This is a genomic window from Plesiomonas sp. ISS29, assembly GCF_056522795.1.
The window spans coordinates 1,807,829-1,821,415 of sequence record NZ_JAWRZQ010000001.1 but is presented as its reverse complement, the minus strand read 5'-3'; the positions used below and the strand labels follow the sequence as shown (position 1 = coordinate 1,821,415).

Genomic DNA, 13,587 nt, shown 5'->3' with positions numbered 1-13,587 from the left:
AACCGAATAGAGGTTTAGCCGTGTCCCGTACCATCATGTTAGTTCCCATCGGCACCGGTGTCGGTCTGACCAGCGTCAGTCTAGGTGTTGTACGCGCGATGGAGCGCAAAGGCGTTAACGTCAACTTCTTCAAACCTATCTGCCAGCCACGTCAGGGCGGCAATGAGCCGGATCTGACCAGCAGCATCATCAATGCTAACGGCACAGTAAAAACTATCGAGCCGTTTGCCCTGAGCTTTGCCGAAAATCTGATCGGTAGCGGCCAGACTGATGTACTGCTTGAGCAGATTGTTGCGCGTTTCAGCGAAGAAACTAAAGACGCTGATACCGTTCTGATCGAAGGTTTAGTGCCAACGCGTAAGCAGTCTTTTGCTAACAACGTCAACTTTGACATTGCCAAGACATTAGGCGCAGAGATCGTATTTGTTATCACTCCGGGCACCGATTCCCCTGAAGAGCTCAAAGAGCGTCTTGAAGTAGCATGCTCTAACTTCGGTGGATTGAAAAACCAATCTATCGCAGGTGTGATTGTTAACAAACTGAACGCACCGGTTGATGAAATGGGCCGTACTCGCCCAGACCTGTCTGAAATTTTTGATGACAGCAGCAAAGCAAAATCAGCTAACGTTGAAGTTTTGCAGCTGTTTGCCAACAGTCCGCTGCGTGTTCTGGGCTGTGTGCCTTGGAACTTTGACCTGATTGCAACCCGTGCAGTCGATATGGCCAAGCACCTGAATGCTGAAATCATCAACGAAGGTGAAATCAATACCCGCCGCATTAAGAATGTTACATTCTGTGCACGCAGCATTCCGCACATGGTTGAACATTTCCGCCCAGGTTCACTGCTTGTGACCTCGGCTGATCGTTCAGATGTTCTGGTTGCTGCCTCACTGGCTGCCATGAACGGCGTTGAAATTGGCGCTCTGCTGCTGACTGGCGGCTACGCTATCGAGCCTCAGGTGCGTGAGCTGTGTGCCCGTGCATTTGAAACCGGCTTGCCTGTGTTTGGCGTAAAAACCAACACCTGGCAGTCATCTCTGAGCCTGCAAAGCTTTAGCTTGGAAGTGCCAGTAGACGACAAAGAGCGTATCGAGAAAGTTCAAGATTTCGTCGCCTCACACATTGATGGCCAGTGGATCGAATCAATGACTGCGGCATCAAGTCGTTCACGTCGTCTGTCTCCTCCTGCATTCCGCTACCAACTGACTGAACTGGCTCGTAAAGCCGGTAAGCGTGTTGTGCTGCCAGAAGGTGATGAGCCACGTACCATCAAAGCTGCCGCACTGTGTGCTGAGCGCGGTATTGCCGAGTGTATCTTGCTGGGTAACCCAGAAGAGATCCAACGTGTTGCTGCTTCTCAGGGCGTTACACTGGGCAAGGGTATCGAAATTGTTAACCCTGCTGATGTCATTGAAACCTACGTTCCACGTCTGGTTGAACTGCGTAAAAACAAAGGTATGACTGAAGTTGTTGCACGTGAACAACTGCAAGATACCGTTGTTCTGGGCACAATGATGCTGGAAGCTTCTGCTGTTGATGGTCTGGTATCTGGCGCGGTTCACACCACTGCCAACACCATTCGTCCACCTTTGCAGCTGATCAAAACAGCACCGGGTGCATCACTGGTTTCTTCCGTGTTCTTTATGCTGCTGCCTGACCAAGTTCTGGTTTACGGTGACTGTGCAATCAACCCGGATCCAACCTCTGAGCAACTGGCTGAAATCGCTATTCAATCTGCAGAGTCTGCCATTGCCTTTGGTATTGACCCGCGTGTTGCCATGATCTCTTACTCTACCGGCACTTCAGGTGCAGGTAGCGATGTAGAGAAAGTCCGTGAAGCAACCCGTATTGCACAAGAAAAGCGCCCAGATCTGATGATCGACGGCCCACTGCAATACGATGCCGCTATCATGGCTGACGTAGCAAAATCAAAAGCACCAAACTCCAAAGTAGCCGGTCAAGCTACCGTATTCGTCTTCCCAGACCTGAATACCGGTAACACCACCTACAAAGCAGTACAGCGTTCAGCTGATCTGGTTTCTATTGGCCCAATGCTGCAAGGCATGCGTAAGCCAGTTAATGACCTGTCACGCGGTGCATTGGTTGACGATATCGTTTATACCATCGCACTCACTGCAATTCAGGCGACACAACAGTAATTTGTGTTCTATCTGAAATAAAAAAACCGGCTAATAAGCCGGTTTTTTTTTATTCGTAATTTAATATGCCAGCTGACTTTTTTCAGTGGAAAGCTCACCGCTATTACGGTTAAGCCATAAATCAAGCGCAACCCGAGTATCTGGCGTGATTTCACGGCGACGCTGGTTTATCTCATCAAGAGACATCCACATCACCTCTGCAATCTCTGACTCTTGCAGTGCAAACGGCCCCCGGCTGATACAGCTGAACAACCCACCCCACACTTTGCAATCTTCAGATTCATAATAGAAACTGCCATGATCAAGAAGTGGAATACCGGCAATACCGAGCTCCTCTTCCCCTTCGCGCTTAGCACCTTCACTCATGCTCTCACCCGCCGATACCACACCACCGGCTGCCGCATCCAACCAGCCGGGGTAGAAATCTTTACCCTCGGTTCGGCGCTGAACTAAAATATTGCCCATGCCATCGTGCACAATGATATAGGTAGCACGGTGACACAGGTTTTGCTCTCTGACCTGCTGCCGAGAAACCGTATCGGTCACACGGTTCTCTTCATCCACAACATCAACCCACTCTTGCACCAGTGTATCCATCAGGTTCGATCCTTGACTTATCATCATTAAGCGTCAATTGTGATAGCAGCAATGACAGACTGTGTGTCCAGTGCCAATACCTGTAACCGGTTATCAGCCAACAGGCCATAACTTGCCGGAAACCCGCCTTTCGGCAGTGCCGCTGAACCAGGGTTAAATACAACAATATCCCCTGAAATTTCAGCCACCGGAAGGTGCGTATGTCCGTACGCCAGTACATCCCCCGCAGCAAGCGGTGGTAATGACTGTGGGTTATAGAGGTGTCCGTGCGTTAAAAACATCCGCCGCGCAGGCAGTAAAACCTGCTGGTAATCGGCCATCACCGGAAAATGTAGCAGCATCTGATCAACTTCACTCTCACAATTGCCACGCACCGCAATAATTTTATCTTTATAGGGATTTAAAAGCGCAGCAACTTGTGCGGGATCATAACCCGCAGGAAGCGGATTACGCGGGCCGTGATACATCAGATCACCGAGTAAAATGAGCCAATCAGCCTGATGTTGTTCAAACCGTTGTAATACCTGCTCAGTTGCCTCAACCGAGCCATGCAGATCAGAAGCAAATAACAATTTCATGGTGATAGGAAAGCAGAGGAAAGAGACGCCTAGAATACCGTAGCCACCGGCCAGATGCCATGATTCATATAAGATAAAAGGCTTCAAAATGAAGCCTTTTAATTGCATAACATTACATACTGATTAAGCCTGAGAAACGAAAGCATAACCATTGTTTCTTTAAGCAAAAAATCACTCAAGTTTATGATTTTTTAAAATTAATCAATCAGCTCAACTGTCATAGCAATACCTTCACCACCACCGATACACAGTGCAGCCAAACCACGTTTTTTACCGTAGCGACGCAAAGCGTGGATCAAAGTAACCACAACACGCGCACCACTGGCACCCAACGGATGCCCTAATGCACATGCACCACCGTGCACGTTCACTTTCGCGCTGTCTAAACCGACATCTTTAATTGCCAGCAGAGTAACCATCGCAAAGGCTTCGTTAACTTCAAACAAGTCAATATCATCGACCGACCAACCGGCCTGATCAATCGCTTTTCGAATAGCGCCTACCGGTGCTACGGTAAACTCTTCTGGTGCTTGGGCGTGTGATGCATAAGAGACAATCCGAGCCAACGGCTTGCAACCTTGCTGGGCAGCATACTCTTCGGTTGCCAATACCAACGCAGCAGCTCCATCAGAAATGGAGCTAGCATTTGCGGCGGTAATTGTTCCTTCTTTCGCAAACGCAGGGCGCAGAGTCGGGATCTTCTCAGGTTTAGCATTACCCGGCTGCTCATCAACGGCCACCAGCGTATTACCACTGCGGCCGCTAACGGTAACCGGTGTAATTTCTGCTTCAAACGCGCCCTCGGCAATCGCTTTGTTTGCTTTTGCTAGTGAGGCAATCGCAAAATTATCCATCTCTTCACGGGAGATTTCACGCTTATCGGCCATTTGCTGTGCCAGTACACCCATCAGCTTACCGCTGTAAGCATCTTCAAGGCCATCAGCAAACATGTGATCTTTTACCGCACCATGCCCCATACGCAAGCCAGCGCGTGCGGCCGGAAGAATGTAAGGTGATTGCGTCATACTTTCCATACCGCCGGCAACAATCACATCGGCCTCACCGGTACGCAAACTGGCCGCCGCCTGCATCAAGGTTTTCATCCCTGAGCCACAGACTTTGTTTACTGTGGTGCAGGGTACGCTATCAGGTAAACCGGCAGCTAATGCCGCCTGACGCGCAGGTGCTTGCCCTTGTCCGGCAGGCAATACACAACCCATCAACACTTCATTGACATGATCAGCTTGAATATCAGCACGCTCTATTGCTGCTTTAATCACTTCAGCGCCCAATTGCGGGGCTGAAAATCCCCCCAAACTGCCCTGAAAACCACCCATTGGGGTACGAACAGCAGACAACACAACGATATTCTTAGACATAACAACCTCTTCCTTGGCTTATTTTGTTTTTTATCTACGGGTAAATTTTGTTCAGTATGCATCTGTATTCATTTTTACCCGCTATAGATGACTTATAGTTTACAAAAACTGAATATCCAAAAAAAAAGTTACCTACATTCCAAAATAATTGTCTATCTGTCTGTTTTAATGCATTAAGCGTATGCAATTGCATTGCATGTGATAAATATGTTAACAACAATTAACATCTTCACTGCAAAAAAATGCCGTTGAATTTGTTATCATTCAACGGCATATAGAATGTTATAGAATACAGTCAATGATCTTTACGTATTTCCGACAGGAAGATCGAGTGGCAATGCTGTTGTATATTTAATCTGCTCCATGGCAAAGCTTGATGTCACCTCACTCAACCCCTGCACATTGTTCACCAGTTTTTTGTAAAAGGTATCAAACTGCTTCATTCCAGAAACCTGAACCCGCAGTAAATAATCGTATTCACCGGCCATACGGTAAAATTCCATCACCTCTGGGCATTCACTCACCTGCTGCACAAAAGCCTGATACCAATCACGGGTATGATTTTGTGTTTTCAGCAACACAAATGCCGTTAACCCGACACCAATTTTCTCTGCATCCAGCAAAGCCACGCGCGCCCGGATCACCCCGCTATCTTCCAGACGCTTTAGCCGCTTCCAGCAAGGCGTAGTTGTCAGGTTTACCGCATCAGCCAGTTCCTGCAAAGAGAGCGCACTGTTGTGCTGCAACAGCGCCAGTAACTTACGATCTATTTTATCAAGCATGATTTTTTTAGAAAATTATTCTACTTAATGGGGAAATTATGGGAATAATAGCAATGTTTTTCTTCACGCAGCTAGGTAGGATAATAAAAAACCGTACTGGACGCTGACATATGCCATCTCGATCTTGGGTTAACCGTGCCATTCATGCGATTGAAGCTGATTTTCAACGCTCAGCTGATACACATCTGATAAAACTCCCGCTACCGGGTTTTCCGGGTATCGATCTTTATTTAAAGGATGAGAGCACCCACCCTACCGGCAGCTTAAAACACCGCTTAGCCCGTTCACTGTTTCTGTACGGCTTATGTAATGGCTGGATTAAAGAAGGCACGCCAATTATCGAGGCATCATCAGGCAGCACGGCTATTTCCGAAGCCTATTTTGCCCGTTTATTGGGTTTACCCTTTATTGCTGTTATGCCGCGTACCACCGCGAAAACAAAAATTGCTCAAATTGAGTTCTACGGCGGAAAGTGCCACTTTGTTGATCACTCATCAGAAATTTACGCCGAATCAGAACATCTAGCAAAAAAACTGAGCGGCCATTATATGGATCAGTTCACCTATGCTGAACGCGCTACCGACTGGCGTGGAAATAACAATATCGCCAATAGCATTTTCCGCCAGATGGAGCTTGAACCGCACCCGATTCCACGCTATGTAGTAATGAGTGCCGGAACAGGCGGTACATCGGCAACCATTGGCCGCTATATTCGTTATAAATCACACCCGACTGAACTGCTGGTTGTTGACCCTGAAAATTCTGTCTTTTTTGATTGCTATACCCGTAATGATCGCGATCTGACCTGCGGATGTGGCAGTAAAATTGAAGGTATTGGCCGCCCGCGTGCCGAGCCCTCTTTTATTTGCGGTGTGATTGATGAAATGATGCAAGTGCCTGATCTGGCCAGTATCGCCACCATTCACTGGCTGGAAAAAATAGTGGGGCGGAAAGTTGGTGCATCAACCGGCACCAATGTCTGGGGAGCACTGCAACTAGCACAACGCATGCGGGCAAACCACGAGCAAGGCTCAATTGTAACCCTGTTGTGTGACAGCGGTGAACGTTACCTTGATACGTATTATGACCCGGCATGGATACGTGGCACGCTAGGCGATATCTCACCTTATCTGCAACAGCTTCAGCAATTACAGCAGGCCTAAACCGAGACACAAACAAATAAAAAAGCGATTTTCCAGCTATTTAACAACGGAAAATCGCTTTTTGCTTTTTATTTCTACTTTGTCTTTATAAATAACCGCGCGATTTTATCACTGCGCCGATTGCTCACCCTCTTTAATCCATGCCACCAGCAGCGTATAAGCCACTGCCAACACAACAGGGCCGATAAACAAGCCGATAATACCAAACGCCAGCAAACCACCAATAACACCGGTCAAGATCAGCATCAGAGGTAAGTCAGCACCGCGTTTAATCAGCATCGGGCGCATAAAGTTATCCATGCTGCCAACCAGCAGTGACCATACCAGTAGGAACGTACCCCACGTATTATCACCACTCCAGTAAATCCACGCGACAGCAGGAAACAGCACTAATGCTGGGCCTAACTGAGCAATGCCCAGTAAAAACATCAGCACGGTCAGCACCATAGCGTAAGGAACACCGGCAATAAACAGCCCTACACCGGCTAAAGCGGATTGAACCAGCGCGGTAACCACAACCCCCAACGCCACAGCACGAATCGCCTGCGATGCCAAAATCACCGCAGTATCACCCCGTTCACCTGCCAAACGGCAGGTAAAACGGCGTAGCCCTTTAGCCGCTATTTCACCCGAGCTATACAGCAGACCACAGATCACCACAGTAATGATAAAGTGAACCACAAGCATGCCTAAGTTGCCTGCTTGTGAGGCAATCCAGCTCAGACTTTTACCGATATACGGTGTTAGCTTGCTCAGCAGTGCTTTACCACCACTTGCTTGAATTTGTACCCAGGTTTCAGCCAGTTTTGGCCCTACCCACGGGATCTTACTCAGATTATCTAATACCGGAATATCCAGTGAAGAGAGCTTGCCACTCCATGCGATTAACGCAGGCGCATTCTCTATCATGGTACTAATAGCCAGCAGAATAGGGATAACAAACAGCAACAGCAGTGCGGTGGTCATCACAAACGTGGCTAACCCTCGCTTGCCCCACAGCATTTTCTGGAAAAACAGCAAAATAGGCCATGTAGCAATCACTATCATGGTTGCCCAGACTAGCGCGGGCAAAAACGGGTTCACAACCCAAAAGGCAGCAATAATTAAGATGCCAATAAACAGCACGCTTAAAACTGTACCGGCCAAATCTGCACGGATCGGTTTATTGAGTGTGGCAAGCTTGTTCAGCGCAACAGGTTTACTTGGCGTAATGGGTTCACTCGACATAGAAAGCCTTTATAAAAAATCTTAATAATAACAATTCGATAGATACCCCGCATCGAGGCACATTAAAATGATGACATGATTTAGCGCGTGCACAACTTACACCTTTTCTCTATGCTTATCTGCATGAATTTTCACAGCGTGCGCGATTTAATGTTTAGTTATTAGCCGCCACCAGCCATAAGTATAGAAGTTAATCTCATGTCAAAAGCAGTTGTTGTATTCAGTGGCGGACAAGATTCTACCACTTGTCTAATTCAGGCTCTCTCAATTTATGATGAAGTTCACTGTATTACCTTTGATTACGGTCAGCGCCATCGTGCTGAAATTGATATCGCCCGACAATTAGCCGCAGAGTTAGGGGTTACCGCCCATAAAGTGATGGATGTAACTCTGCTCAACGAGCTGGCTATCAGCAGCCTAACCCGCGATAACATTCCCGTCCCCACCGAATGCACTGACGGAGTACCCAATACCTTCGTTCCGGGGCGAAATATTTTGTTCCTGACACTAGCCTCTATCTATGCTTATCAAATCGGCGCTAAAAATGTGATTACCGGAGTCTGTGAAACAGACTTCTCAGGTTATCCTGATTGCCGCGATGAGTTTGTACGGGCACTCAACCATGCCATTACACTAGGCATGGGCCGTGATGTGCAGTTTGATACTCCGCTGATGTGGCTAAATAAAGCTGAAACATGGGCATTGGCAGACCATTATGGTCGCTTATCCTGGGTGCGGAAAAATACACTTACCTGCTATAACGCTATTGCCGGAGATGGCTGTGGTGAGTGCGCAGCATGCCACTTACGTGCACGGGGCTTACAAGAGTATTTAGATAACCCACCGGTGGTTATGCACAGTATGCTACAAAAAACCCGATTAGGTGATTAAAACACCCTTGGTGTCACACAGTATTATCAGCGAGTATTTGCGCTCTATCGTACCAGCGGGGATATCCCCGCTATTTACGAGATAACCAGCGCACGGCCAAACGGTGCCACCAGCGGTAAGGCGGTTGAATCAGTGAGTTAAAATTGACCCTTTTATACTGCAACACCGCTTTAGGATGTGATAACTCTTTAAACCCTTCCGGCCCATGATAACAACCAACACCTGAGGCCCCTATCCCGCCAAAAGGTAAACTATCAACTGCAGCATGCAGCATCGTTTCATTGATACACAAGCCCCCCGAGTGAACCTGCTTGGTACACATCTCTATCACAAATGGCTCTGATGTCATCAGATACAACGCCAAAGGCTTTGGCCGACGATGGATATAGCGCAGTGCAGAGCCAATAACATCATAGGTTTTAATCGGCAACAGTGGCCCGAAGATCTCTTCTTGCATAATCAGCATATCGTCTGTGACACCAGTGATAATATGCGGCACGATACGCCGACGACTTTCATCAATCGCCGGTTGCTGTAACGGAATAACCGTTGCACCCTGCTTTTTTGCATCGTCCAATAAATGAATTAACCGCTGAAAATGCTGTACATTGATGATCGAGGTATAGGCACTGTTATCTAGCGCATTAGGGTATTGCTGTGCGAACGCATTTCGCATCCCCTCAATTAACGGCTCTTGCTGTACCTGTGCACACATCAGATAATCAGGCGCGATGCAGGTTTGCCCCGCATTGAGTGATTTTCCAAAGATAATAGTACGGGCAATTTGAGTGGCATCACTGTCAGGAGCGACCAATACTGGGCTTTTCCCCCCCAACTCTAAGGTTACTGGGGTTAAATTTTCAGCCGCTGCACGCATTACTTTGCGCCCGATAGCCGATGAGCCGGTAAACACAATATGGTTAAACGGTAAACGGGAAAACTCAGCCCCCACACTAGCACCACCATGAATAACGCCGACCTCCTCATGGCTAAAAGCATCCGTCAGTAATTTATTCAGTACACGGTTAGTTTCCGGGGTATATTCTGATAATTTGAGCAATACACGGTTACCAGCAGCCAACGCCGTAATCAGCGGCAGTAACGCTAAATTCACCGGATAATTCCATGGGGCAATGATTCCCACCACACCCACCGGCTGATACTCAACCCACGCTTTTCCCGGCCGGAATACCAGATCAACCGGTCGTTTCTCCGGTTTCATCCAGCCAGACAGGTTTTTCAAGGTATAGCGCAATAACGCATAACATGGCATTAAATCTGCCATGCGGCTCTCCATCTCTGAGCGGCCAGCGAAGTCTTTATCCATTGCGCTAATCAGATCATGTTCATGTTGTTTCAGTGCCCCGCGAAGCTGTAATAGCCAATGCCTGCGCATTGATATATCGGGGTTTGAATTGATATCAAAGGCCTCTTTGACTCGGTTAAATGCGAGTTGTGCGGCACTCATGAACCTGACTCCTTTGGCTTGGTATGACAATACAGTGTATCAATAACACGCATGCATTCGGGCGACCTGCAAAACGCAGGATAGGTGTTACTTTGCCATAATAAGAGCGTCTGTGGCTATGCTGCACTGGTAACAAACTCAGCAGAGTATTGCAAAACTCAGAGTGTCTGCATAACAGCCCCTTAATTTCAATCCTCTACATTTTGATACCACCAGATGCCACACAAGCTACAGTGCTAAATTAAAATACGTGACAAGTTTTTTTTCAGCAAACCTTCCCCGATACCTTTGACATCCGTTAGCTGCTCAATACGTAAAAATGTGCCGTTTTTTGTGCGGTGATCCACTATCGCTTGCGCTTTATTTTTGCCAATACCCACTAACACACGGTCAAGCTCATCGGCGGTTGCCGTATTAATATTAACCTGCTCTGATTTTTCCGCAGACTCCGTCTGTTTAGTTACAGACGTTTTCCCCGCGGAGGTTGTCGGTGAGCTTGAAATTGCACTGCGGCTTTTATCCTGTTCAATATTTTCAATCGGGATACCGTTGATAATATAACGTTCAGTTTGCGCATACAGTTCGGTATTTACCGAGAAATAACAGAGCATAAAACACAAGAAACCGCATGATAAGCGTTTAACTTGGCTAGATATTTTTTGATATATGTTTTTTTGGCACACAGTGCACTCCCTCTTTTATTCCGTGAACAACGCAGCCCATTGAGCGAAAACTCTGCCTGCTCAGAAAAAAAGAGTCTATCTGCGGTTTACCAAAAAGCAAAAAGCCGCAAAAGCGGCTTTTTGTTGTTGCAGTGAATTGCAGCAGTAGCGGAATATTATTCTACGTTTGCTAAATCACCGTATTTAATCTCGGTATTCGCACGTAAGCTCGCCAACATTGCCATAAAGGTGGTATTCATTTCACCATTTAGCTGCTGCTGGGCAAACATTTTGGCCATTTCCGGATTATTTTCACTCTTTACTTTCAACAGTTCAACCACGACAACATCACCTTTATTGTCTTGGCTTACGCCATACACAGGTTTATTGTCTTGTGGTTTTGCCAAATTGAAAACAACGGTGGCTAATTGCTGATCCGGCGCGTTACGTTGTAACGTTTGAGATTGACCAAACTCAACAGAAACCGCTTTTAACGCTTCATCACCTTTACCAGCTTTCAGCGCAGTCAGCAACTTATCACCCTCTGCACGAGCAACTGCTTCAGCTTTCTGACGTTTTAGCAACGCAGTAATTTCAGCGCTAACATCAGCAAATGGCTTACGCGCTTCGTTTTTATGCTCAACTACTCGAATAACAAAAGCGTGCTCGTCATCCACCGAGATAACGTCTGAGTTTGCATTACCGTTGATCAGATCATCACTAAAAATAGCCTTTACAACATCAGGGTAATTCAGTGCTGTCGGTACGTTTTTCTCATCAAACAAACCGGTTTCCTGAATCTTCACGCCGGTAGCCGCTTCAACATCATCCAATGAATCCGGATTTTCAAAGGCTTTATCACTGGCTTTTTGTTGCAGAGCGTAGAACTCATTCATTGCCGTGGTTTGACGCAGCTGCTTGGCAACATCGTCACGCACTTCTGACAGCGGGCGAACTTGTTCCGGTTGAATATCATCTAAACGGATCACATGATAACCAAACTGGGTTTTCACGATAGCCGAAACATCACCTTTAGCTGTCAGAGCAAATGCAGCCTGATCGAAGGCAGGATCCATGACCCCCTTGTCTGTCCAACCCAGCTCACCACCTTTACGGCCAGAGAACTTATCTTCTGATTTGTCTTTTGCCAGAGTGGCAAAGTCAGCCCCTTTTTTCAGCTCAGCTTCGATAGCTTGTGCCGCTTTCTCATTACTCACCAGAATATGGCTCAACTTACGACGCTCAGGCTGGCTAAAACGGGCTTTGTTCTCTTGGTAATACTGGCTGATGGTTGCATCATCCACTTTTACCGCTTTTTGCAGCTCAGAAGCGTTAATTTCAACGTAACGCACTTTCGCTTGTTCTGGAGACATAAAACGAGTTGGGTTCTTCTCGTAATAGTCTTTCAGCTCTTGCTCGGTCACTGATTGCGCTGCTTCAAGCGGTTGTACTGCAATAGTAGCTAAGCGGACATCACGCTCTTGTGTCAGCAGTGCAAATGTCTGGTCACTCTCTTTTGGCAACACAAAATCACTGCCGGTAAACGCCGACAATAGTTGCTGGCGAACCATTTGCTGGCGCATATATTCACTGAACGCATCAGGTGTAAAACCTGCACGCTGAATCAAATCCAGATATTGTGCGTTATCAAAACGCCCCTCTTTCTGGAATTCAGGCATAGTCACAATGCCCTGCTTGATTTGATCATCGCTAACACGCAAATCGAGTGATTTGGCATATTGATTTAGCAATACATCATCAATCAGGCGGTTTAATACCTCTTTACGCAGCATAGTCAGGTAATTAGGGTCAGCTGCCAGCGTATTAAAGTTATCACCCATACGCTGTTGTAAGTTGGTGCGCTCTGTTTGGAACGCCTGCTCGAACTGCTGGCGAGTGATCTCTTGTCCATCGACTTTAGCAACATAGTTGCTATTCGCGCTGAGGAATCCTTGAACGCCGGTCAGTACGAACGACAGAATAATGATACCGAGCACAACTTTGAGAGCGATGCTATGTTGCGCTTCGCGCAATTTGTCCATCATGAGTTGACAATGCTCCGTCTTGTTACGCTGTCAAATAAGAAAAAAAGCGCATCAAATGATGCGCCTTGCAATCATAACAAAATGTTGATTATTGTAGACGCAGCAACATTTTGCACAGGTTATCTGTGATTAGCTATTTACCGCATCTTTAAGCGTTTTACCCGAGCGAAAACCCGGTACTTTCGCGGCTTCAATAGCAATCTCTTTACCGGTTTGTGGATTACGGCCAGTGCGCGCAGCGCGTTCACGCACAGCAAAAGTACCAAAACCCACCAATGCAACTTGATCACCTGATTTCAGTGTATCAGTTACAGAATCAATGAATGCATCTAGCGCACGGCCAGCAGCCGCTTTTGAAATATCTGCATCAGTTGCAATTTTGTCAATCAGTTGAGATTTATTCACTCTTCATCCCCTCTAAGAATCTCATATCATGCCCGACACTATCCTTTAGGGTCACGATGGCGCTTTTATATCAGTCTTACCCAGCCTTGGCAAGCAGCGCAAACGCTGGGTTGTTTAAGTTACAAGCCACGTAACACAAGGGATTAACAGCTTTAACCTTGTTACGTTGCTGGCTACGGTAACTGCGCAAAAAAAGACTGGCAAGGTCAGAAAACCAAACCAGTCTGTATT

General features: G+C 47.0%; 12 protein-coding genes. 3 read left to right on the top strand and 9 right to left on the bottom strand.

Going from position 1 to position 13,587, the window contains the following annotated elements; genetic code table 11:
* Positions 1–20 precede the first annotated feature (20 nt).
* Positions 21–2,159: a phosphate acetyltransferase gene (pta, locus tag AC1HDJ_RS08125; RefSeq protein ID WP_479534918.1), complete on the top strand. Its 2,139-nt coding sequence runs from the start codon at positions 21–23 to the stop codon at positions 2,157–2,159.
* Positions 2,160–2,219: 60 nt separating this feature from the next.
* Here the strand turns inward: pta and yfcD are convergent, their stop codons facing one another.
* The 4 genes from yfcD to AC1HDJ_RS08105 all read right to left on the bottom strand — a co-directional run bounded on the left by yfcD (position 2,220) and on the right by AC1HDJ_RS08105 (position 5,495).
* Positions 2,220–2,756: an NUDIX hydrolase YfcD gene (yfcD, locus tag AC1HDJ_RS08120; RefSeq protein ID WP_479534916.1), complete on the bottom strand. Its 537-nt coding sequence runs from the start codon at positions 2,754–2,756 to the stop codon at positions 2,220–2,222.
* A gap of 26 nt (positions 2,757–2,782) precedes the next feature.
* Positions 2,783–3,334: a phosphodiesterase gene (yfcE, locus tag AC1HDJ_RS08115; RefSeq protein ID WP_479537054.1), complete on the bottom strand. Its 552-nt coding sequence runs from the start codon at positions 3,332–3,334 to the stop codon at positions 2,783–2,785.
* A gap of 197 nt (positions 3,335–3,531) precedes the next feature.
* Positions 3,532–4,713 (bottom strand): thiolase family protein, encoded by a 1,182-nt coding sequence (locus tag AC1HDJ_RS08110; RefSeq protein ID WP_479534914.1) that lies wholly within the window; start codon positions 4,711–4,713, stop codon positions 3,532–3,534.
* 305 nt (positions 4,714–5,018) lie between these two features.
* Positions 5,019–5,495, bottom strand: a complete 477-nt coding sequence (locus AC1HDJ_RS08105; RefSeq protein ID WP_479534912.1) for an Lrp/AsnC family transcriptional regulator — start codon at positions 5,493–5,495, stop codon at positions 5,019–5,021.
* Between the two features lie 110 nt (positions 5,496–5,605).
* Here AC1HDJ_RS08105 and AC1HDJ_RS08100 point away from each other — a divergent pair, with 110 nt between their 5' ends.
* On the top strand, positions 5,606–6,658 hold the full coding sequence (locus AC1HDJ_RS08100; protein ID WP_479534910.1) for a PLP-dependent cysteine synthase family protein: 1,053 nt from the start codon (positions 5,606–5,608) through the stop codon (positions 6,656–6,658).
* Between the two features lie 108 nt (positions 6,659–6,766).
* On the opposite strand, the gene ydiK is transcribed toward AC1HDJ_RS08100, so the two are convergent.
* Complete coding sequence (ydiK, locus tag AC1HDJ_RS08095; RefSeq protein ID WP_479534908.1) at positions 6,767–7,885, bottom strand: AI-2E family transporter YdiK; 1,119 nt, start codon at positions 7,883–7,885, stop codon at positions 6,767–6,769.
* Positions 7,886–8,083: 198 nt separating this feature from the next.
* Here ydiK and queC point away from each other — a divergent pair, with 198 nt between their 5' ends.
* Positions 8,084–8,776, top strand: coding sequence for a 7-cyano-7-deazaguanine synthase QueC (queC, locus tag AC1HDJ_RS08090; protein WP_479534906.1), 693 nt, complete (start codon positions 8,084–8,086; stop codon positions 8,774–8,776).
* 70 nt (positions 8,777–8,846) lie between these two features.
* Here queC and AC1HDJ_RS08085 read toward each other — a convergent pair whose 3' ends face one another.
* From AC1HDJ_RS08085 to hupB, 4 genes are all read right to left on the bottom strand, one after another.
* Positions 8,847–10,244: a coniferyl aldehyde dehydrogenase gene (locus tag AC1HDJ_RS08085; protein WP_479534904.1), complete on the bottom strand. Its 1,398-nt coding sequence runs from the start codon at positions 10,242–10,244 to the stop codon at positions 8,847–8,849.
* Between the two features lie 236 nt (positions 10,245–10,480).
* Positions 10,481–10,855, bottom strand: coding sequence for a ComEA family DNA-binding protein (locus AC1HDJ_RS08080; protein ID WP_479534902.1), 375 nt, complete (start codon positions 10,853–10,855; stop codon positions 10,481–10,483).
* 227 nt (positions 10,856–11,082) lie between these two features.
* Complete coding sequence (gene ppiD / locus AC1HDJ_RS08075) at positions 11,083–12,951, bottom strand: peptidylprolyl isomerase (protein ID WP_479534900.1); 1,869 nt, start codon at positions 12,949–12,951, stop codon at positions 11,083–11,085.
* Positions 12,952–13,080: 129 nt separating this feature from the next.
* On the bottom strand, positions 13,081–13,356 hold the full coding sequence (gene hupB, locus AC1HDJ_RS08070) for a nucleoid-associated protein HU-beta (protein WP_438623069.1): 276 nt from the start codon (positions 13,354–13,356) through the stop codon (positions 13,081–13,083).
* Positions 13,357–13,587: the final 231 nt, after the last annotated feature.

Excerpts from the sequence above, each read along its gene's own strand:
- yfcD (WP_479534916.1), bottom strand. The coding sequence starts at position 2,756 with ATGGATACACTGGTGCAAGAGTGGGTTGATGTTGTGGATGAAGAGAAC.
- yfcE (WP_479537054.1), bottom strand. The coding sequence starts at position 3,334 with ATGAAATTGTTATTTGCTTCTGATCTGCATGGCTCGGTTGAGGCAACT.
- AC1HDJ_RS08110 (WP_479534914.1), bottom strand. The coding sequence starts at position 4,713 with ATGTCTAAGAATATCGTTGTGTTGTCTGCTGTTCGTACCCCAATGGGT.
- AC1HDJ_RS08105 (WP_479534912.1), bottom strand. The coding sequence starts at position 5,495 with ATGCTTGATAAAATAGATCGTAAGTTACTGGCGCTGTTGCAGCACAAC.
- AC1HDJ_RS08100 (WP_479534910.1), top strand. The coding sequence starts at position 5,606 with ATGCCATCTCGATCTTGGGTTAACCGTGCCATTCATGCGATTGAAGCT.
- ydiK (WP_479534908.1), bottom strand. The coding sequence starts at position 7,885 with ATGTCGAGTGAACCCATTACGCCAAGTAAACCTGTTGCGCTGAACAAG.
- queC (WP_479534906.1), top strand. The coding sequence starts at position 8,084 with ATGTCAAAAGCAGTTGTTGTATTCAGTGGCGGACAAGATTCTACCACT.
- AC1HDJ_RS08085 (WP_479534904.1), bottom strand. The coding sequence starts at position 10,244 with ATGAGTGCCGCACAACTCGCATTTAACCGAGTCAAAGAGGCCTTTGAT.
- AC1HDJ_RS08080 (WP_479534902.1), bottom strand. The coding sequence starts at position 10,855 with ATGCTCTGTTATTTCTCGGTAAATACCGAACTGTATGCGCAAACTGAA.
- ppiD (WP_479534900.1), bottom strand. The coding sequence starts at position 12,951 with ATGATGGACAAATTGCGCGAAGCGCAACATAGCATCGCTCTCAAAGTT.